The organism is Bradyrhizobium sp. AZCC 2262, from assembly GCF_036924535.1.
In the GTDB taxonomy this organism is placed as follows: domain Bacteria; phylum Pseudomonadota; class Alphaproteobacteria; order Rhizobiales; family Xanthobacteraceae; genus Bradyrhizobium.
In genome coordinates this window covers 8,050,075-8,067,605 of the sequence record NZ_JAZHRT010000001.1, presented here as the reverse complement: position 1 = coordinate 8,067,605, position 17,531 = coordinate 8,050,075, and the positions used below count along the sequence as shown (strand labels likewise).

General features: G+C 63.2%; 15 protein-coding genes and 2 pseudogenes. 6 read left to right on the top strand and 11 right to left on the bottom strand.

The window, feature by feature from the left end; genetic code table 11:
* Positions 1-42: 42 nt before the first annotated feature.
* Positions 43-1,581, bottom strand: coding sequence for a YifB family Mg chelatase-like AAA ATPase (locus V1283_RS37820; protein ID WP_334391671.1), 1,539 nt, complete (start codon positions 1,579-1,581; stop codon positions 43-45).
* Positions 1,582-2,054: 473 nt separating this feature from the next.
* On the opposite strand from V1283_RS37820, the pseudogene V1283_RS44845 reads away from it, so the two are divergent.
* Together V1283_RS44845 and V1283_RS37810 are read left to right on the top strand one after the other, a co-directional pair.
* Positions 2,055-2,219 (top strand): annotated as a pseudogene (locus V1283_RS44845) (hypothetical protein); the annotation flags it as partial.
* A gap of 439 nt (positions 2,220-2,658) precedes the next feature.
* Positions 2,659-3,489 carry a hypothetical protein gene (locus V1283_RS37810; RefSeq protein ID WP_334391669.1) on the top strand — a complete coding sequence of 277 codons (831 nt, stop codon included), beginning with the start codon at positions 2,659-2,661 and terminating at the stop codon, positions 3,487-3,489.
* Between the two features lie 106 nt (positions 3,490-3,595).
* On the opposite strand, the gene V1283_RS37805 is transcribed toward V1283_RS37810, so the two are convergent.
* The 6 genes from V1283_RS37805 to rsmI all read right to left on the bottom strand — a co-directional run bounded on the left by V1283_RS37805 (position 3,596) and on the right by rsmI (position 8,734).
* Positions 3,596-4,579 carry an MBL fold metallo-hydrolase gene (locus tag V1283_RS37805; protein ID WP_334391668.1) on the bottom strand — a complete coding sequence of 328 codons (984 nt, stop codon included), beginning with the start codon at positions 4,577-4,579 and terminating at the stop codon, positions 3,596-3,598.
* A gap of 230 nt (positions 4,580-4,809) precedes the next feature.
* The gene (locus tag V1283_RS37800) at positions 4,810-5,106 is read right to left on the bottom strand and encodes a hypothetical protein (protein WP_334391667.1); all 297 of its coding nucleotides are present in this window, start codon (positions 5,104-5,106) and stop codon (positions 4,810-4,812) included.
* Positions 5,107-5,926: 820 nt separating this feature from the next.
* The gene (locus V1283_RS37795) at positions 5,927-6,310 is read right to left on the bottom strand and encodes a nuclear transport factor 2 family protein (protein ID WP_334391666.1); all 384 of its coding nucleotides are present in this window, start codon (positions 6,308-6,310) and stop codon (positions 5,927-5,929) included.
* Between the two features lie 91 nt (positions 6,311-6,401).
* Complete coding sequence (gene gshB, locus V1283_RS37790; RefSeq protein WP_334391665.1) at positions 6,402-7,349, bottom strand: glutathione synthase; 948 nt, start codon at positions 7,347-7,349, stop codon at positions 6,402-6,404.
* Between the two features lie 31 nt (positions 7,350-7,380).
* The gene (locus tag V1283_RS37785) at positions 7,381-7,794 is read right to left on the bottom strand and encodes a YraN family protein (RefSeq protein WP_334391664.1); all 414 of its coding nucleotides are present in this window, start codon (positions 7,792-7,794) and stop codon (positions 7,381-7,383) included.
* The gene (rsmI, locus tag V1283_RS37780) at positions 7,781-8,734 is read right to left on the bottom strand and encodes a 16S rRNA (cytidine(1402)-2'-O)-methyltransferase (protein WP_334391663.1); all 954 of its coding nucleotides are present in this window, start codon (positions 8,732-8,734) and stop codon (positions 7,781-7,783) included. The genes V1283_RS37785 and rsmI overlap by 14 nt, the downstream gene beginning before the upstream one ends.
* A gap of 222 nt (positions 8,735-8,956) precedes the next feature.
* Here rsmI and V1283_RS37775 point away from each other — a divergent pair, with 222 nt between their 5' ends.
* Positions 8,957-10,165, top strand: a complete 1,209-nt coding sequence (locus V1283_RS37775; protein WP_334391662.1) for a penicillin-binding protein activator — start codon at positions 8,957-8,959, stop codon at positions 10,163-10,165.
* A 106-nt stretch (positions 10,166-10,271) separates the two neighbouring features.
* Here the strand turns inward: V1283_RS37775 and hemW are convergent, their stop codons facing one another.
* The 3 genes and pseudogenes from hemW to rph all read right to left on the bottom strand — a co-directional run bounded on the left by hemW (position 10,272) and on the right by rph (position 12,789).
* On the bottom strand, positions 10,272-11,441 hold the full coding sequence (gene hemW, locus V1283_RS37770) for a radical SAM family heme chaperone HemW (RefSeq protein ID WP_334391661.1): 1,170 nt from the start codon (positions 11,439-11,441) through the stop codon (positions 10,272-10,274).
* Positions 11,434-12,063 carry an RdgB/HAM1 family non-canonical purine NTP pyrophosphatase gene (rdgB, locus tag V1283_RS37765; RefSeq protein WP_334391660.1) on the bottom strand — a complete coding sequence of 210 codons (630 nt, stop codon included), beginning with the start codon at positions 12,061-12,063 and terminating at the stop codon, positions 11,434-11,436. Before rdgB ends, hemW begins: the two co-directional genes overlap by 8 nt.
* Positions 12,064-12,074: 11 nt before the next feature.
* Positions 12,075-12,789: pseudogene (gene rph / locus V1283_RS37760) on the bottom strand (ribonuclease PH).
* A gap of 156 nt (positions 12,790-12,945) precedes the next feature.
* Here rph and hrcA point away from each other — a divergent pair.
* The 3 genes from hrcA (at position 12,946) to V1283_RS37745 (ending at position 16,262) form a co-directional block, all read left to right on the top strand.
* Positions 12,946-14,034, top strand: coding sequence for a heat-inducible transcriptional repressor HrcA (gene hrcA, locus V1283_RS37755; RefSeq protein ID WP_334391659.1), 1,089 nt, complete (start codon positions 12,946-12,948; stop codon positions 14,032-14,034).
* Positions 14,035-14,275: 241 nt separating this feature from the next.
* On the top strand, positions 14,276-14,875 hold the full coding sequence (grpE, locus tag V1283_RS37750) for a nucleotide exchange factor GrpE (RefSeq protein ID WP_334391658.1): 600 nt from the start codon (positions 14,276-14,278) through the stop codon (positions 14,873-14,875).
* 271 nt (positions 14,876-15,146) lie between these two features.
* Positions 15,147-16,262 carry an acyltransferase family protein gene (locus tag V1283_RS37745; RefSeq protein ID WP_334391656.1) on the top strand — a complete coding sequence of 372 codons (1,116 nt, stop codon included), beginning with the start codon at positions 15,147-15,149 and terminating at the stop codon, positions 16,260-16,262.
* Positions 16,263-16,510: 248 nt separating this feature from the next.
* Here V1283_RS37745 and V1283_RS37740 read toward each other — a convergent pair whose 3' ends face one another.
* The gene (locus V1283_RS37740; protein WP_334391655.1) at positions 16,511-17,461 is read right to left on the bottom strand and encodes a hypothetical protein; all 951 of its coding nucleotides are present in this window, start codon (positions 17,459-17,461) and stop codon (positions 16,511-16,513) included.
* Positions 17,462-17,531 lie beyond the last annotated feature (70 nt).

Here is a 17,531-nt window from a genome sequence, read left to right as displayed (position 1 = left end):
TCAGTCGGTATTTCCGCGCCCGGCAGGAACAGCGCGATGCGCTTATGCCGCCCGGCGCAGATCTTCCGCGAGTGCGCGATAGGACAGCGCCTCCGCCAGATGCAGGCGGCCGATTTTTTCCGCGCCATCGAGATCGGCGAGCGTGCGGGCGACGCGCAGCACGCGGTGATAGCCGCGGGCGGTGAGCTTCATGGTCTCGGCGGCGTCACGCAAAAGCTTTTGCCCCTGCGCATCCGGCTGCGCAATCTTTTCCAATAGCGAGGCGGGCGCTTCGGCGTTGGTGCGGATATGCGGCAGGCCGGCGGCGGCATAGCGCATGAGCTGGAGATCGCGCGCCGCGGCGACACGCGCGGCGACTTCGGCTGAGCCTTCGGAAGGCGGCGGCAGGATCAGGTCGGCGGCGGTCACCGCCGGCACCTCGATACGCAAATCGATGCGGTCCATCAGCGGGCCGGAGATGCGCATCTGATAGTCCGCGGTGCAGCGGTCGAGCTGCGCGCGCTTGCAGGAATAGCCGGGCTCATAGGCATGGCCACAGCGGCAGGGATTCATCGCCGCGACCAGCATGAAGCGGGCTGGATAGGTGACGCGGTGGTTGGCGCGGGACACCGAGACTTCGCCGTTTTCCAATGGCTGGCGCAGCGAATCGAGCACGCGCGCATCGAACTCCGGCAATTCGTCGAGGAATAATACGCCCTGGTGTGCGAGCGAGATTTCGCCGGGTTTGGCGCGCATGCCGCCGCCGGTCAGCGCAGCCATGCTGGCCGAATGATGCGGGCTGCGGAACGGCCGCCGCGCCGTCAAGGCGCCGTCGCGGATCTCGCCGGCGACGGAGGCGATCATCGAGACTTCCAGCAATTCCGACGGCGACAGCGGCGGCAGGATCGACGGCAGCCGCGCCGCCAGCATCGACTTGCCCGCGCCGGGCGAGCCGATCATCAGCAAATGATGCCCGCCGGCCGCGGCGATCTCCAGCGCGCGTTTGGCGCTCTCCTGGCCCTTGATGTCGCGCAGGTCGAGATGCGTCGCCTCCGGCTCGTGCACTTTCGGCTGCGGGCGCGACAGCACCTGCGTGCCTTTGAAATGGTTGGCGATCTGGATCAGCGATTTTGCCGCGATGATCTGGATATCGGGGCTGGCCCAGGCGGCTTCCGTTCCGCACGCCGCCGGACAGATCAGGCCTTCCTCGCGCGCATTCGCGCCGATCGCGGCCGGCAATACGCCGGCCACCGGCGCGATCGAGCCATCGAGGCCGAGCTCGCCGAGCACCGTAAAACCATTCAGCGCATCCGGCGGGATCGCGCCGATCGCCGCCATCAGGCCGAGCGCGATCGGCAGATCGTAATGGCTGCCTTCCTTCGGCAGGTCGGCCGGCGCGAGATTGACGGTGATCCGCCGCGCCGGCAGCGCCAGCCCCGAGGCGATCAGCGCCGAACGCACCCGCTCGCGCGCTTCCGACACCGCCTTGTCCGGCAGGCCGACAATGGCAAAGGCCGGCAGCCCGGGCGCGACCTGCACCTGCACGTCGACCGCGCGGGCCTCGATCCCCTCAAAGGCGACGGTAGAAACCCGCGCGACCATGCTTTTGCCCCTCGTGGTGCAATCGAAGGTAGCGGGGAACCTTGGGGCAAGTCAAGAACATTAAGGGAACAGAAAGGCGCAAGCCGGGCCGGCGTCCCGCGCAAGCAAACCTGATCGGGCGGCACCGGGGCGGGCCGCAAGACACGATCCTCGGGGAGATATCGTCGCCCCGCTCCGGTTGCGGGATGTGTGATCTGCCTCATTGCAATCTGCGCGAGCGGCATCCTACGCTGTGAGCCTGAGGAGAGCCTGGACTTCCGTGCGAATTCGAAAGCCTCGTCTTCAGCTGCACTGCCTTTGCACGATCTTCGCCCCGTCTTCGGCCTCCGATTCGAGAAATGAGATAATGGACGACGCCTGCGTCGATCCAAAAATATTTCGCTGTTGAGACATTGCCTGGAGAGGATGCAGCCATGGCCCAGACCTGAGTCTTCATTTCATACAATCACAAGGACAAGAGAATCGCCGAAGCGGTGGTGGAATCGCTCACCGCGTTGTCGCCGAATCTCGAAGTTTTCATCGATCATGCCGGCATTGAAGGCGGCGATGATTACGAAACCAAGATTTCGGAATCGATCCAGAAATCCCAGTGGTTCGTCTTCATTTGCAGCGGCGGAGATAAATCCGAAAAGAACATGAGTTGGTGCTTCTACGAGGCAGGCCAGTTCCGGGCCAAGCTGGAAGCTTCGGATCAAAAAAAAGCGATACGTGACCGGATGTGTTTCCTGTACGACAGCGATCGCCCAAGCCAGCTCGCTCGCTACCAGGGTTCGCTGGTATCGACATCGGATCGCAACGACACACCGTTGCCGATCGGAGCCGAAAGCGACGACTCGCTTTCTTACGAAAACACTGAACTGTTCGATTTCCTCGAACTGGTATTGACACGATCCGCAGTCGTCCCTCTTCGCGACATCAGCGACCCGCCCGTCCGTAAGCTGATGAGGAACGGCGTGCGGAAGATCACCTTGGCCTTCGTTCGAAACTGGGTCGACGAACGCATTGACGAGGACGTGTTTCAGCCCCGCATCAGTTTTATTGTTCCGCGCCCCGTCGCAAAATGCCGAGGGCCTGGCGTTGACCACCGTGGTCACGGGAGAATTCAACGCACTGCCCAACATCTTCACCATCGCGGGTACGAGCACGACGTGGGCCGATATCAAGGCCGTAGCAGCCGCGCGAAACGGCAACGAAATGACGCCGCTATGGATCAACGACATGGAGGCGGCGGCAAAGGATGTCCTGCTTGGCAAGGTGCCGAGACAAACCGATTTTCTTTGTCTCGGGAACGACGGCAAGTTTTACCGGCCCATTATCGCCAGAAACGAGAATTTCAGAAGCAAGGCCAAGCGATGCTACGTCGCGTTCATCCCGTCACGGGACCGGCGCTTCAACCTGACGTTCAAGACATCGCTGCTTCTGAGCGCGCTCATTCTGTCGATACGCTTTCGCCAGCGCGTGTTGCCTCTGGTCGACGACCTCGGCAAGGACCTGAAATATTCCGAAAAGAAGAAGGCCGAGTTTTTGCAGAAGCTTCAGCAGGAGATTGTCCTGGTCGAAGCCGAAGCGGAAGAATTCGGCCTCACGCCACCGAAAGACGAGCACGATGACCCGCCGCTCCTCAACGGTTTTCGGGATGGACCGGAAAAGGACTTCCTGCGCGAGGAGATCATCAAGTGGTCAACCGCACGAACGTTGATCTTCGACAAGATAAAGGAGGCGCAAACTCCGACCAAGGAAACAACCTGGTCCGATGCCGCGAACATCGTGACCAGCGTTTTCGTAGGCCTGAAGGCGATCAACAGCACCTTCATCGACAAGCTCTGCAACGAGCTTCTGTACGCGGAAAAAATCGAGGGAGCCAAAGTCTCCGCCGCCGTCGTAACCGCGCTGGCGGCGTCAAGGTGAAAATCTGAAGCATTCGATTGGTTCCGCCGCGGGAGGCTGGCGCCGCGGCGTAACCGGCAGCTTCCGGGGCGGGCCAGACCGGCCGCCCCGGAGCAGTCGCGCTGCCTCAGAGCTCCATTTTCATCGGCTCGGCATAATAATGGAATCCGTCGCCGGTCTTGGCGACGTGACCATAGCCCGGCCAGGCGAAGTGATAGGACATCACCGGGGTCTTGTTGGCCGCGATTGTGTCGAGCAACTTTACCCGGCTTGCGGCCGCCTGTTTCGGATCGGTGTCGTAGGAAAACTCCATCCGCGGCTTTTCGAGCAACAGCACGGCGTGGTGCGTGAGGTCGCCGAGGAAGGCGAAGGATTTGCCGGCAGAGCTTACCATGAAGATGGTGTGACCCACGGTGTGGCCGGGCGCCGCGATCGCCTGCACGCCAGGCAGGAATTCCTGGCCGTCCTTGATGAACACGATGCGATCGCGCACCGGTAACAAATTCCTGCGGGCATGAACCACGAAATCCTTCAAGGGACTGCCGAGCTTGCCTTCATCGGTCCAGAACTCGAAGTCGCTCTGGGTGATGTAATATTGCGCGTTGGGGAATAACGGCTTGTCGTCGGCGCCGACGATGCCGCCGATATGATCGATATGGGCGTGCGACAGCACCACGGCGTCGATATCGCCCGGCTTGATCCCGGCTTCCGCCATGCTCTTCTGCTGGCGGCCCGTGGTCGGCCCGAAAGCTTTCGACGTGCCCATGCCGGTGTCGAACAGGATCAGCTTGTCGCCGTTGTTCACGATCGGCGAGTTCTGCTCGAGCACGACATTGTCGGGATTGAGGAAGTTGTCGGAGAGCATCTTCCTCACTTCTTCATCGGGCACGCCAACGAAGGTGCCCTTGGGAGGGCCGAGCGGCAGCGTGCCGTCGGAAACGATCGTCACTTCGGCGTCGCCGAGGACGAAGCGATGCCAGTAGGGCGTCTGCGTGCCGAGCTTCGGCGCCTTGGCCAGCGCGCTGCCGCCGAGCATCGTTGAAGCGCCAAGACCCGCACCGAGTCCTGCGCCAAGCGCAAGCAAAGACCGTCGCGAAAGATTCGTCGTCATCCGTCTTCCTCCCATTAATTTTATGAATTGCAGTTCGTCGCCCGGACAGATTCATCCGCAGCTACAGGCTGCGCCCGCTTGCCGAAATTGGCAAGTGGGATGAGAGAGCGCGACTGGGATGTAAAAATGCGATGGCGCAGCGCAGCGTTATTGCGCTGCCGCGCCTCCTCGCGATGGTATCCCAGCTTCTTGCTGCGGCCGTTGAGCCGGGCGCTATCTCGAACGCTGCCCTACCAATCGTCGTACATCCACTCCCTTGGGTAGTATCGTGGCCGTGCTCTCGCTTGCGGAGGCTGATACGTCCGTTCGGGCCTGCGCAAGGCCGGAGCCGGCTGCACCGGAGGCGATGACGTCTTGGGCGGGGTCGGCTCGGAAACCTTCGCGAGCGTACGCTTCATCTCTTCCTGGCTGGCCTTGAGTTCGCCTATGGCTTTCGAATTGTCGTTGGCCATTTGCTGCTGGTTCGCCCTGAGTTGTTCGATGTTCCGTTCCAGCGTCGCGAGATCACGTGCGATCTGCTGCAGCAACTGAGCCTGATCCGCAGGCGCTGCGGCGGCTGCTGGCGCGGCATCTTGCGGCGCGGTCTGAGCCTGGGCGAGGGATGTTGCTTGCGATGGCGTTGGCTGCGGTGCGTCTTGTGGTGTTGCCAATGGTGGTGCTGTCTCCGCAGAGGCCCCTGGAACGATGGAGGGCGCGGACTGCGCGGCAAGCGTTGGACTTTCCGGCGGCGATGATGGCGGCGAAGCGAGTTGCGGCGCCCAACGCGCGACGACCCCGCCGTCATAAGCCGACAAGACCAAGGCAGTGACGACGAAACACGCCGCCAAGGCCAAAGCCATGGGGTTCCGGAGCACCGACCTTGCCGGCGATACTTGCGGAGGGGGTGCTTGCGCAGGTGATAATTGCATGGGCGGCTCCGCAGGTGGCGATTGCGGGGCAGGTGCGGCTGCAGGAGGGCGCGGGGCATCGCCCTCAATTTTCGCAAGCCGTTCACTCATTTGCGTGAGCTGTTCATCGGCGCGCTTGATCTCTTCGTAGGCGTGCGCCAGCCGCTCATCGGCGCCTGCGATTGTGGCATCGCCGGGTTCAGGTTCTTTTGGAGCAGGTATGGAATTCATTGGCGTTTCCCTTTTCCGTCCAATGTCATCCGAAGATGGCGGTCCACTATCTATCAGGTCGGCCATCGGCCAGCGCCCCCTCCAGTCTTGTCCAAAGAATGGCCGTATGATGGTGGAACTTGGGATCGGATATGGCGATAGTGTCCTGGAGTTCGACCGGCCACTGCCGGCCTTGCGCCGAGCGAGCCACTTCGACTCTTCGCTTCGGCTCCGCCCAGCCGGTAGGACGTCATTCGCCGACCCGCTCGACAAGATGCGCACGCGAGGGGGCAGGGTCAAACCGGTCGGCGAAATATTGCGTTTCGTTGGCCACCAGTCCTTCGCGGAACTCCATGATGCTCACCGCGTAAGAGGGTATGCCGTCATAGGTAAGCACGAATTCAGTGACCCAGAGATCGCCGCTGCCGGCAATTCGCCGGACCGCAAAGCGCTTCTTGTTCGGCTGGACGAACCGGCTCTCCTGAATGTTGCGCCGTCCACGGATCCGCTCGCCCGACTGCGGATAATCAAGCACGGCATCCTCGCGGTAGATTTCATGCTCGACCTCGAAATCGCTCGCGTCCGAGGCATCCCAATGGCGCTGCAGCGCCAGCCGCACGGTTCGATCATCCATCGCAACCTCCCACCTACGCTTCGGCTACCGTTTCGGGACCGCTGAATTCGTTGTGTGGTACGCCATTCCAAGTCGTGGGCACGCCGGGAAATTATTTCCCGGCGCGCTTCGCCTCGATGCTGTCCCAGATTTTTGCCGCGACATCCGGGCCGTTGAGGCGCTGGATCGCACGGATACCGGTCGGCGACGTCACGTTGATCTCGGTGAGGTTGCCGTCGATCACGTCGATGCCGACGAACAGCAACCCGCGTTCGCGCAGCGCGGGGCCGAGCGTGTCGCAGATCTCGCGTTCGCGCGGAGAGAGTTCGGTGGCCTGCGCGGCGCCGCCGCGAACCATGTTGGAGCGGAGGTCGTCGGGGGCGGGCACGCGGTTGACGGCGCCGGCAAATTCGCCGTCGACCAAAATGATGCGCTTGTCGCCGTGCTTGACCTCGGGAAGGAAGCGCTGGATCACCCAGGGCTCCCTGAAGGTGACCGAGAACATGTCGAACAGCGAGCCGAAATTCATGTCCTGCGGCATGACGCGGAATACCGCCGCGCCGCCATGGCCGTGCAGCGGCTTCATGACGACGGCGCCGTGTTCATCGCGGAACGAATTGATCTCGTCGAGGTCGCGCGAGATCAGCGTCGGCGGCATCAGATGCGGAAAGTTCATCACGAACAGCTTCTCCGGCGCGTTGCGCACCGAAGCCGGATTGTTCACCACCAGCGTCTCGGGGTGGATGCGCTCGAGGAAATGAGTCGAGCTGATGTAGGCGAGGTCGAAGGGCGGATCCTGTCGCAGCAGGATGACATCGAAATTGGTCAGCGCCTCGCGCTTCGCCTCGCCCAACGTAAAATGATCGCCGATCTCGTCGCGCACGGTGAGAAACTGCACCGGCGCCACCAGCTCTTCGCCGCGCAGCGAAAGCTTGTCCGGGGTGTAGTAGGAAAGGCTATGGCCGCGCTTCTGCGCTTCGAGCAGCAGCGCAAAGGTCGAATCGCCGCGGATGTTGATACGCGCGATGGGGTCCATCTGGACGGCGACATTCAATTTCATAGGGAGGGGTCCGGGTCTCTGGAGGGAAATCTCAGGTGCTGGCGTCGAATGCCGCTAACAGATGGCGTGGCAGACGCCGCGGCGCAATCAGGACGGCGTCAAATCTCAGCTCAAATTCGGCATGCTCGGGATGTGCCATCAGCCACCCTTGCGCGGCATCGATGATGCGCCCCTGCTGGCGCGGCGTGACGGCGTAGGCGGCATCGTCCAGGCTGGCGCGCGCCTTGACCTCGATGAAGGCGATCAGATTGCGCTTCTTCGCCACCAGATCGATCTCGCCATGGGGGGTGCGGAAGCGCTTTGCCAAAATGCGGTAGCCTTTGGCTATCAGAAAGGCGGCGGCGCGGGTTTCGGCGGAAAGTCCAGTGCGGAAGGCGGCGACCCGCTCGGGCGCGGCGAGCTTTGCTCCGGCGCGCGGCGGTGACGTGCCGTCAGTCTTCGCCATGGTCGCCTCTGGCTTGTTTCGCGAGCTCCAGCGCGCGGGCATAGACCTCGCGGCGCGGCCGCCCGGAAAGTTCGACGGCATGCGCCACGCTGTCCTTGACGCTGTCGCGCGCCAGCGACGAACGCAGCAAATCGTCGAGATCGTGCTGCGTCATGATCCCTTCATCGACGCGCGGCGGGCCGACCACGAGGACGAACTCGCCGCGGGTTTCCAGTTGATCTGCGGCCTTCGCCAGCTCCGCGATCGGCGCACGCTTGATGTCCTCGTGCAGTTTTGTCAGCTCGCGGCAGATCGCGGCGTCGCGCCCGCCCATGATGTCGGAAAGATCGGCCAGCGTATCCTGCACGCGGTTGCCGGATTCGAACATCACCAGCGTCGCGTCAATTCGGGCAAGCTCGGCGAGCCGCGTCCGCCGCGCGACTTCCTTGGCCGGCAAAAATCCCTCAAAGAAGAACCGGTCGGTCGGCAGTGCAGCGACCGACAGCGCCGTCAGCACCGAGGACGCGCCAGGCACCGCGATCACGGCGTGGCCGGCGGCACAGACCTCGCGCACCAGCTTGAAGCCGGGGTCCGATATCAGGGGCGTACCGGCGTCCGACACCAGCGCGATCGTGGCGCCCTGCGCCAGCTTTTCCAGGATTTTCGGTCGCGCCAGCGCTGCGTTGTGCTCGTGGTACGGCTTGAGCTCTGCCGAGATCGCATAGCGTTCGGTCAGGCGGCGGGTGATTCGGGTGTCCTCGCAGGCGATGATGTCGACACCGGCCAATGTCTCGAGCGCGCGCAAGGTAATGTCGCCGAGATTGCCGATCGGGGTCGCCACCAGATAAAGGCCGGGAACCGGCTTCGGGGCATTCAGGACGTGGCCGCCAATCAAAAATGTTCTGTTGGCCGAACCCGGTTCGGTGTCTGACCCGTAGTTGGAATTGGGTTTTGCGCGCATAATGGCAATCTAAAGAGGTCTTGGTGCAAGCGCTATATCTGCCGGATGGCGGCAATATTGAAGTTCCCCGCGACGCAGGGCGGGCGCGTAATCCTTTTGTTTTGGTTAACTAATTCTCGACAATATGCAGAATCCCCCATTCGGGTTCAGTAGCGGTTCAGGTGCCTCGGCCCAGAAAGCCGGAATCCTGGCCGACGGCGGTCGGTCAAGAGAAGAGACAAGATGGTAGGCCCGCTCAATCCCAAGCCCGGATCTCCGGATCTCCGGCTATCGGGACCGACCCGCCGGACGGCGGTTGGTCTTATTCTCGGCGCGCCGCTGCTCGGCGCCTGCTCGGGAGGCCAGGTTTCGAACCCGTTTGCTTCCCCGCAGAACGAGGGACCCGCAGGCCCGCAGCAACAGCCGCTTGCGGTCGGCACCGGGCAGGTCAAGGTCGGCCTGATCCTGCCGCTCTCGGCCGCCGGCAATGCCGGCGTCGCCGCGCAATCGATGAAGAACGCGGCCGAGATGGCGCTGGCGGAATTCCAGAATCCGAACATCCAGCTTCTGATCAAGGATGACGGCGGCAGCCCGCAAGGCGCCCAGCAGGTCACCCAGCAGGCGCTCGGCGAGGGCGTGGAAATCATTCTGGGTCCGCTGTTTGCGGCATCGGTGGCGGCGACCGCGCAACAGGCGCGCACGCGCGGCGTTCCGGTGATCGCATTCTCGACCGACTCGAGCGTGGCCGGACGCGGCGTCTATCTGCTCAGCTTCCTGCCCGAATCCGACGTCAACCGGATCGTCGATTATTCCGCCAGCATCGGAAAGAAATCTTTCGCGGCGCTGCTGCCGGACAATGCCTACGGCAATGTGGTGGAAGCAGCCTTCAAGCAGGCGGTCGGCCGCAAGGGGCGCATCGTCGCCTTCGAGAAATACGCCTCCGATCGTTCCGCGGCGGCACGGACGGTGGCGCAGTCGCTCGGCTCGGCGGATGTGTTGTTCATCGCCGACGACGGCGATTCGGTCGTGGCAACGGCGGATGCCTTGACCGCGGCGGGCGCGAATCTGCGCAACATCCAGTTGCTCGGCACCGGGCTGTGGGACAATCCGCGCGTCTATGCGAGCCCCGTGCTGCAGGGCGGGCTCTATGCCGCGCCGGACCCGTCGGGCTTCCGTGGCTTCTCCGGCCGCTACCGCGCCAAATTCGGCGCCGATCCGGTGCGCACCGCGCCGCTCGCCTATGACGCGGTCGCACTCGTCGCCGCGCTATCGAAGCAGGGCAGCCAACGTTTTGCGCCGGAAACGCTGACCAACCCGTCGGGCTTTGCCGGCATCGACGGGCTATTTCGGTTCCGCTCCGACGGCAGCAATGAGCGCGGGCTTGCGGTGATGAAGGTCGCCAGCGGCGGCAGCGTGCCGGTTGCGGGCTCGCCGAAGAGTTTTGGGGCTTAGTTATTGTAGCGAACCGTAGCCCGGATGGAGCGCAGCGCAATCCGGGATAAGTCTTTCCGGTGGAGAGGTCCCCGGATTGCGCTGCGCGCCATCCGGGCTACGAAGCTTACGCCGCGAGATCCGCCACCACCGCATCGAGCACGGGGAAACCGTCTTTCGTCACACGCAGCCTGCCGTCGGCGTCGACGATGATGGCGCCTTCCTCGCGCAGCACGGCGATCCGGCTCGGATCGAGCATGCGGCCGGACAGCGCGGCATAGCGTTTGGGATCGATGCCCTCGGCGAGCCGCAATCCCATCAGCAAAAACTCGTCGGCGCGCTCTTCACTGTTGAGGAAATCGTCGGTCACGACGCCGTGGCCATTGGCCTCGACACGCATCAGCCAGGCCTCGGGACGTTTTTCGGTCGCGATCGCGTGCCTCGTGCCGTCGATGTCGAGGCGGCCATGCGCGCCCGGGCCGATGCCGGCATATTCCTCGCCGCGCCAGTAGACCAGATTGTGCTGACATTCGGCGCCGGCGCGGGCGTGGTTGGAAATCTCGTAGGCCGGCAAGCCATGATGCGCGCAGACTTCCTGTGTCACATCGTAGAGCGCGCGGGCAACCGCCTCGTCCGGCGTTTTCAATTTGCCCGCCGCATGCAGGCCGAAGAACGGCGTGCCTTCCTCGATCGTGAGCTGGTAGAGCGAGAGATGTTCGGCGGCTTCCGAAATCGCGAGCTTCAATTCGTCCGCCCACATCTGCGGCGCCTGGTCGGGGCGGGCGTAGATCAGGTCGAACGAGTAGCGGTCGAACGCGGTGCGCGCGATCGCGACCGCATCGAGCGCCTCGCGCGCGCTGTGCAATCGTCCGAGCGCTTTCAGCGAGGCGTCATCGAGCGCCTGCACGCCGAGCGAGACGCGGTTGACGCCGGCTGCGCGATAGCCGCGAAACCTTGTTGCTTCCACACTGGTCGGATTGGCCTCCAGCGTCACCTCGACATTGTCGGCCACGCGCCAATGCTTGCCGATTGAATCCAGGATGGCGCCGACGGTTTGCGGCTGCATCAGCGACGGCGTACCGCCGCCGAGAAAGATCGACGTGACGGTGCGTCCCGGCGCGCGCGCCGCTGTTGTTTCGATCTCGCGCGCAAAGGCGCGGGCGAATCTCTCCTCGTCGATCGGCGCGTGGCGGACGTGGCTGTTGAAGTCGCAATACGGGCACTTCGACAGGCAGAACGGCCAGTGTACGTAGACGCCGAAGGCCTCTTTGAGGCGCGGTCGCTCGCGACTAGCCAAGGCAGATCTCCGCTAGTTTGACGAAGGCACGCGCCCGGTGCGACAGGCCAAGGCCGAGCGGCGGCAGGCCGTGCTTTTCGATCGAGGTCATCTCGCCAAAGGTCCTGACATGCCCGTCGGGCAGGAAAGCCGGATCATAGCCGAAACCGGCGGTGCCGCGCGGCGGCCAGACCAAAGTTCCATCGGCGCGGGCCTCGACCTCTTCGAGGTGGCCGTCGGGCCAGGCGACGCACAGGGCCGAGACGAAATGCGCCTTTCGCTTGTCCGGCGTAGCGGCGCCGCGTTCCTGCAGCAGGCGCTCGATCCGGCTCATCGCGGCCATGAAATCCTTGCCCTCGCCGGCCCAGCGCGCCGAATAGATGCCGGGCGCGCCATCCAGTGAATCGACCACGAGGCCGGAATCGTCGGCAAAGGCCGGCAGTTGCGCGGCTTTCGCGGCCGCGATCGCCTTGATCGCCGCATTGGCGCGAAACGTCTGGCCGGTTTCCTCGGGCTCAGCCAAGCCCAGCTCGCCCGCGGAAACGGCTTCGACGCCGTGCGGCGCCAGCAGTTCCCGCATCTCGGCGAGCTTGCCGGGATTGTGGGTCGCGATCACGAGCTGGCCTGTGATTCGACGGTGCATGCGCGATCAGACTACGCGACGGCCAGCTTCTGCAAGTCCACCAGCCGCGCGACACCCTTGCGCGCCCAGTTCCATCAACGCGAGGAACTCGTCCTGCGAGAACGGGGTCTTTTCGGCGGTGCCCTGCACCTCGATGATGCGACCGTCGCCGGTCATGACGAAATTGGCGTCGGTCTCGGCCTCGGAATCCTCGGCATAATCGAGGTCGAGCACCGGTGTGCCCTGATAGATGCCGCAGGAGATCGCGGCGACGTTGTCGCGCAGCACGTTGGCCTTGATCATGTTGCGGCTCTTCATCCACGCGATGCAGTCCGCCAGCGCCACCCAGGCGCCTGTGATCGAGGCGGTGCGGGTGCCGCCATCGGCCTGGATCACGTCGCAATCGACCGTGATCTGGCGCTCGCCCAGCGCTTCGAGGTCGACAGCTGCGCGTAAGCTGCGGCCGATCAGCCGCTGGATCTCGACCGTGCGGCCGCCCTGCTTGCCGGCGGCGGCCTCGCGGCGGGTGCGCTCCAGGGTGGCGCGCGGCAGCATGCCGTATTCGGCCGTGACCCAGCCGCGGCCCTGACCCTTCAGCCACGGCGGCAGCCGTTCTTCCAGCGTGGCTGTGACCAGCACATGGGTATCGCCGAATTTCACCATGCAGGAACCTTCGGCATATTTGACCACGCCGCGTTCCAGCGACACGGGGCGCAGCTGATCGGGCGCACGGCGGCTTGGCCGCATGGGAAATCCTTTCGAAATCGAGCGAAAATTCGTTCGCGGTGCTTGTAGGTGGGGGCGTGCGCAGCGGCAAGGGCCTTTGGCCCTGTTTGGAGGGAAAGGGAACGCTTGTCATTGGGCCGCCGGAGCGACAAATTAGGGGGTGTCAAGGAGTTAACAGTGGCCCACCACGATCCGATTGGCCTCATCGCGCCGCATGCTGGCCTTGCCCAGCTCAACGAGCGCTCGCGCGACATTTTTCGTCAAATCGTCGAAAGTTATCTCGCCACCGGTGAGCCGGTCGGCTCGCGCAATATTTCCCGCCTGATCGCGTTGCCGTTGTCGCCGGCTTCCGTCCGCAACGTGATGTCGGACCTCGAAGCGCTCGGCCTGATCTATGCGCCGCATACATCGGCCGGGCGATTGCCCACCGAACTCGGCCTGCGCTTCTTCGTCGACGCCCTGATGCAGGTCGGCGACCTCACCGAGCCGGAACGGGAATCGATCCAGAGCCAGCTTGCCTCCGTCGGCCGCGCGCAATCGGTCGAGGCGGCGCTCGGCGAAGCGCTGACGCGGCTCTCCGGCCTCACCCGGGCCGCCGCCGTGGTGCTGACCGCCAAATCGAATTCGCGGCTGAAGCATATCGAATTCGTGCGGCTGGAGCCGGAACGCGCGCTGGTGGTGCTGGTCGGCGAAGACGGCCAGGTCGAAAACCGCGTGCTTGCGCTGCCGCCCGGCGTTCCCTCGTCGGCGCTGACGGAAGCGACCAATTTCCTCAATGCGCGGATTCGCGGCCGCACGCTGGCCGAAGCGCGGTTGGAGCTCGAAACCGCGCTGACGCAGAGCCGCGTCGAACTCGATCTGTTGACGCAGAAGGTGATCGCGGCCGGTATCGCGAGCTGGTCCGGCGGCGACAACGACGACCGGCAATTGATCGTGCGCGGCCACGCCAATCTGCTCGAAGACCTGCATGCGCTGGAGGATCTCGAACGCGTCAAGTCGCTGTTCGACGATCTCGAGACCAAGCGCGGCGTGATCGACCTGTTGGGCCGGGCCGAGCGCGCCGAAGGGGTGCGGATTTTCATCGGATCGGAGAACAAGCTGTTTTCGCTGTCCGGCTCCTCCACCATCATCGCCCCCTATAGCGACGCCGCGGGTCGCATTGTCGGCGTTCTCGGCGTGATCGGGCCGACGCGGCTGAACTATGCAAGGGTGATTCCGACCGTGGATTACGCCGCCCGGATCGTCAGCCGGATGCTGGGCGGCTAATCAGCCCCAAATTGACCCCAATCCGGACTTTTCTGTTTTGACGCGTTTTCTACCGCAGATAAGTCTACGCAATCTGCGTAAACTTGATTGCTATGCGAACCGGTGCGCACCCCCGGATCGAGCCCGAGGGCATGCTTCGCTCGAAAACGCCATGGAACGCTTGATTTTCGGCCACTAAAGCACGATATCCCGCCCAGCAAATCCCCATCGAACCAGATACGTTTTTTGAGAAGGCAGCCTTATGACCGATCCCAACCGGCCGAGTGACGATACGGTGAAACCGGCCCAGACCGGCGAGCCCGTGGTCTCAAAACCCTACATCATGCCCGACGATCCCGAGGAAGGATCGGTGGAGCTGTTGGTCAAGGAAGCGACCGAGGCCCGCGACAAGATGCTGCGCACGCTGGCGGAGATGGAGAACCTGCGCAAGCGTACCGCCAAGGAAGTCGCCGATGCGCGTGCCTATGGCATCACTGGTTTTGCGCGTGACATTCTCGACATCGCCGACAATCTGCAGCGCGCGCTCGACGCGATTCCGGCCGAGGCCAAGGAGACCGCCGATCCCGGCATCAAGGCCTTCATCGAGGGCGTGGAGTTGACCGAGCGCTCGCTGCTCAACACGCTGGAGAAGAACGGCGTCAAGAAGTTCGATCCGTCCGGCGAGAAGTTCGATCCGAATTTCCAGCAGGCGATGTACGAAGTGCCCGACCCGTCCGTCCCGTCCGGGACCGTAGTTCAGGTCGTGCAGGCCGGCTTCATGATCGGCGAACGCATCCTGCGCCCGGCGCTGGTCGCCGTCTCCAAGGGCGGCGCGAAAACGGCGCCGGCCGAGCAAAGCTAGGTTCTGAATTCAACTCAGCTGAGTCAGAACCTGTCACATGTCTGACAGGGCCTTCCGTGCTGGGTGCGCGGAGGCCTTCGACGGGCGGCGAAGTGGCGGTGCGTTCGATCGCCTTCTCAACATTCGTATCCGAACGGCGATGACAGGCTCGAAGCGCGAGCACGTGGCGTCTTCCCACTGGTCGAAGTTTTGTCCGGAATTTGCTGATTGAGTTGCTTCGGGGTTTACGCGGTCTGGTTGGAGAACTAGGTTCCGCCAATCAGGGGCGGGGATGTTTACGTTAGCGAGCACCAGGAACGACACGTCGATCACGCTGGATGCTTGCCGCGCTCTGGCCGCGCAAATGGTCTGTTGCGGGCATGCCCTGGCATTTTTCGGGGTCGGCGCAGCGGCCAGGCCGCCGGATGTCCCGCACATGCAGGTCATCGGCGTTCTCTTGTTCTTCATCATGTCGGGATTCTTGATTGCCGCGACCCTGTTCCGGAAATCTGCCGCTCCCGAATACGGCTTTAAGCAATACTTCATCGACAGGTTCGCCCGAATCTATTCAGGGCTCTTGCCTGCACTCGCCTTCATCGTGGTGGTGGATGGCCTGGTCATCCTGCAAACCGGCGATCCGACGATTTCCCGCAACTACGATCTAAAGACCCTGATCGCAAACCTGCTGATGAACGAAGGGTACCGCGGGATATTTCCCCATTTCATGCCGCGAGAAGCGTTCGGATCGGCCAGCCCGCTTTGGACGCTTGCAATCGAATGGCACATCTACCTGTTCGTCGGCGCGGCGTTCTTCATTTTCGTCCGCCGTGGCAGCCTCTACCTCTTGATCCCGTTGCTGCTGTTTTTCGGTCAAACACCCTTTCGCTACATACTTGGATCGACGTACGGGAATGACGTGGGAACGGGACTGTTCGCGCTCTGGCTCGGCGGCGCTGCAATCTATTTCGTTCTATCGCGATGGATCCCGCCATTATGGGCCAGCGCCACGCTGTTGGCGGCGTCGACGGCGCTTTACGCGTTTGAGGTCGTGCCCGACCACGAATATGACCTCGCGACCTATCCGGCACTTGTTGTTGCCGTTGGCTCGCTCATCGCTATCACGCAACGTACGAAAATCATTGGCAGAGCAGCGGTCATCCGGACCGCGGCAGACTACTCCTTTACGCTGTATCTGATCCACCACACCATAATGATGGCTGTCATCGCGTTGGTGCCGGGGGCGCAGGGTTGGCTGTGGTTCTTTGCTGTCGTCGCCGCGTCGAATGCTGCCGCCTATGCGATCGCCTGCCTGTGCGAAATGAGGCACAAGAAGTTCGCGGCCTGGATCGCCAGTTTGTGGTCGCGGGAAAAGCCGGAAATGGCGATAGCGCCAAAGCAACCCCGATGAGGGTTTGAGAGAAGCGCGTGTCCCTGGCCCACGCTACGCTGCGATATCGTCCGACTTGATGCGCTTGACGCCGGTGCGGCCCAGAGCGCTCGATGGGGCGAGGGACGTTGCGGCGAGATCTGTCAGAACCAGCCTGCGTGTGAACATGGTGCGTCTCCCCGATCATGAACCCGATGGGAGAAAAGCTAAGTTCCATAGGTGTGCGAACGAAAGCCCGAAATTTTGGCGGGCTTTGCGAATTTTTAAGATCAGCCGCGCGGATGAATGCCGTCGCGCACCGCGCGGAAGCGCGGAAAGGCCTTGGTCCAGTCGTCGCGCGGCGAAGAGCCGATGATGCGCATCGAGGTCTGGGCGCCAAACCGCAACCACTGCACGATGGTGACAGGCGTATTGTCCTTGCCGCTGGTGGCGTCGATCCGCGTCTCGTAGCCGGGCTGGCCATCGATGCGGACCGGCTCCGACATCGTAATCCTGCCGTCGCGTACGCCGGGAATGGTGGTCGCAATCTGCTGGGCAAAGCGGCCGCGATCGTCGGGCGAAGCCGCCGTCGAGCCGATCAGGCCGATGATCATGAAGGGCGCGACTTCGAAGCCGGTCTTTTCGTCGCCGTCGGAGAGAATGAGGGCTGCGCCCGGCGCCAGCGTGCGGATGTTCTTGAAGCTCGAGAGCTCGCTGATCTTGAACGGCAGCAACCCGAGCTGCTCCTCGACCGGAACCTCGTTGCGGATCACGGCGGAAGCGAACATCTGGCGCACGGCGTCGTCGGTATAGATCCTGGCGGCGTTCTCCGGCACCTGCACGGCGACATAGCCGGAGAAGGTGGGGCCGGGCAGGATCATCGAATAGCGGCGCACATTGGCGGCGCCGTCCTTGGCGTTTTCGACGGTATAGTAGGCGAGACCCGCCGCGGTCTCGATGCTTTCCGGCTTGATGCCGCCGACGCCGCCCGGCGCGGCCTTGAAGGCATTGGCGACTTCGCCATAGGCCTCGGCGGGGAGGTCGGCGATCAGCACCTTGACGCCCTGGTCTTCGGTCTCGAAGCCGATGAACGTTCTGGCCTTGTTGAGGCCGACCAGGGGCGTCATTCCCACCCTGGCGCCCGGCGGAAAGACCGGGTCGGCGGCGAACGCGGAGGAGAATGCGCCGGAATTGGCGGCAACGATCAGGGCAACCGTAGCGCAGTATCGAAGTAGCTTCATGGAGGTCTACCGGGTTTGCATGGGGCCGTTCAGTGGTCCGACGATGCAGCTAGGAATTTCGCGTGTAATC

Excerpts from the sequence above, each read along its gene's own strand:
- V1283_RS37820 (WP_334391671.1), bottom strand. The coding sequence starts at position 1,581 with ATGGTCGCGCGGGTTTCTACCGTCGCCTTTGAGGGGATCGAGGCCCGC.
- V1283_RS37805 (WP_334391668.1), bottom strand. The coding sequence starts at position 4,579 with ATGACGACGAATCTTTCGCGACGGTCTTTGCTTGCGCTTGGCGCAGGA.
- V1283_RS37795 (WP_334391666.1), bottom strand. The coding sequence starts at position 6,310 with ATGGATGATCGAACCGTGCGGCTGGCGCTGCAGCGCCATTGGGATGCC.
- gshB (WP_334391665.1), bottom strand. The coding sequence starts at position 7,349 with ATGAAATTGAATGTCGCCGTCCAGATGGACCCCATCGCGCGTATCAAC.
- V1283_RS37785 (WP_334391664.1), bottom strand. The coding sequence starts at position 7,794 with ATGGCGAAGACTGACGGCACGTCACCGCCGCGCGCCGGAGCAAAGCTC.
- rsmI (WP_334391663.1), bottom strand. The coding sequence starts at position 8,734 with ATGCGCGCAAAACCCAATTCCAACTACGGGTCAGACACCGAACCGGGT.
- V1283_RS37775 (WP_334391662.1), top strand. The coding sequence starts at position 8,957 with ATGGTAGGCCCGCTCAATCCCAAGCCCGGATCTCCGGATCTCCGGCTA.
- rdgB (WP_334391660.1), bottom strand. The coding sequence starts at position 12,063 with ATGCACCGTCGAATCACAGGCCAGCTCGTGATCGCGACCCACAATCCC.
- grpE (WP_334391658.1), top strand. The coding sequence starts at position 14,276 with ATGACCGATCCCAACCGGCCGAGTGACGATACGGTGAAACCGGCCCAG.
- V1283_RS37745 (WP_334391656.1), top strand. The coding sequence starts at position 15,147 with ATGTTTACGTTAGCGAGCACCAGGAACGACACGTCGATCACGCTGGAT.
- V1283_RS37740 (WP_334391655.1), bottom strand. The coding sequence starts at position 17,461 with ATGAAGCTACTTCGATACTGCGCTACGGTTGCCCTGATCGTTGCCGCC.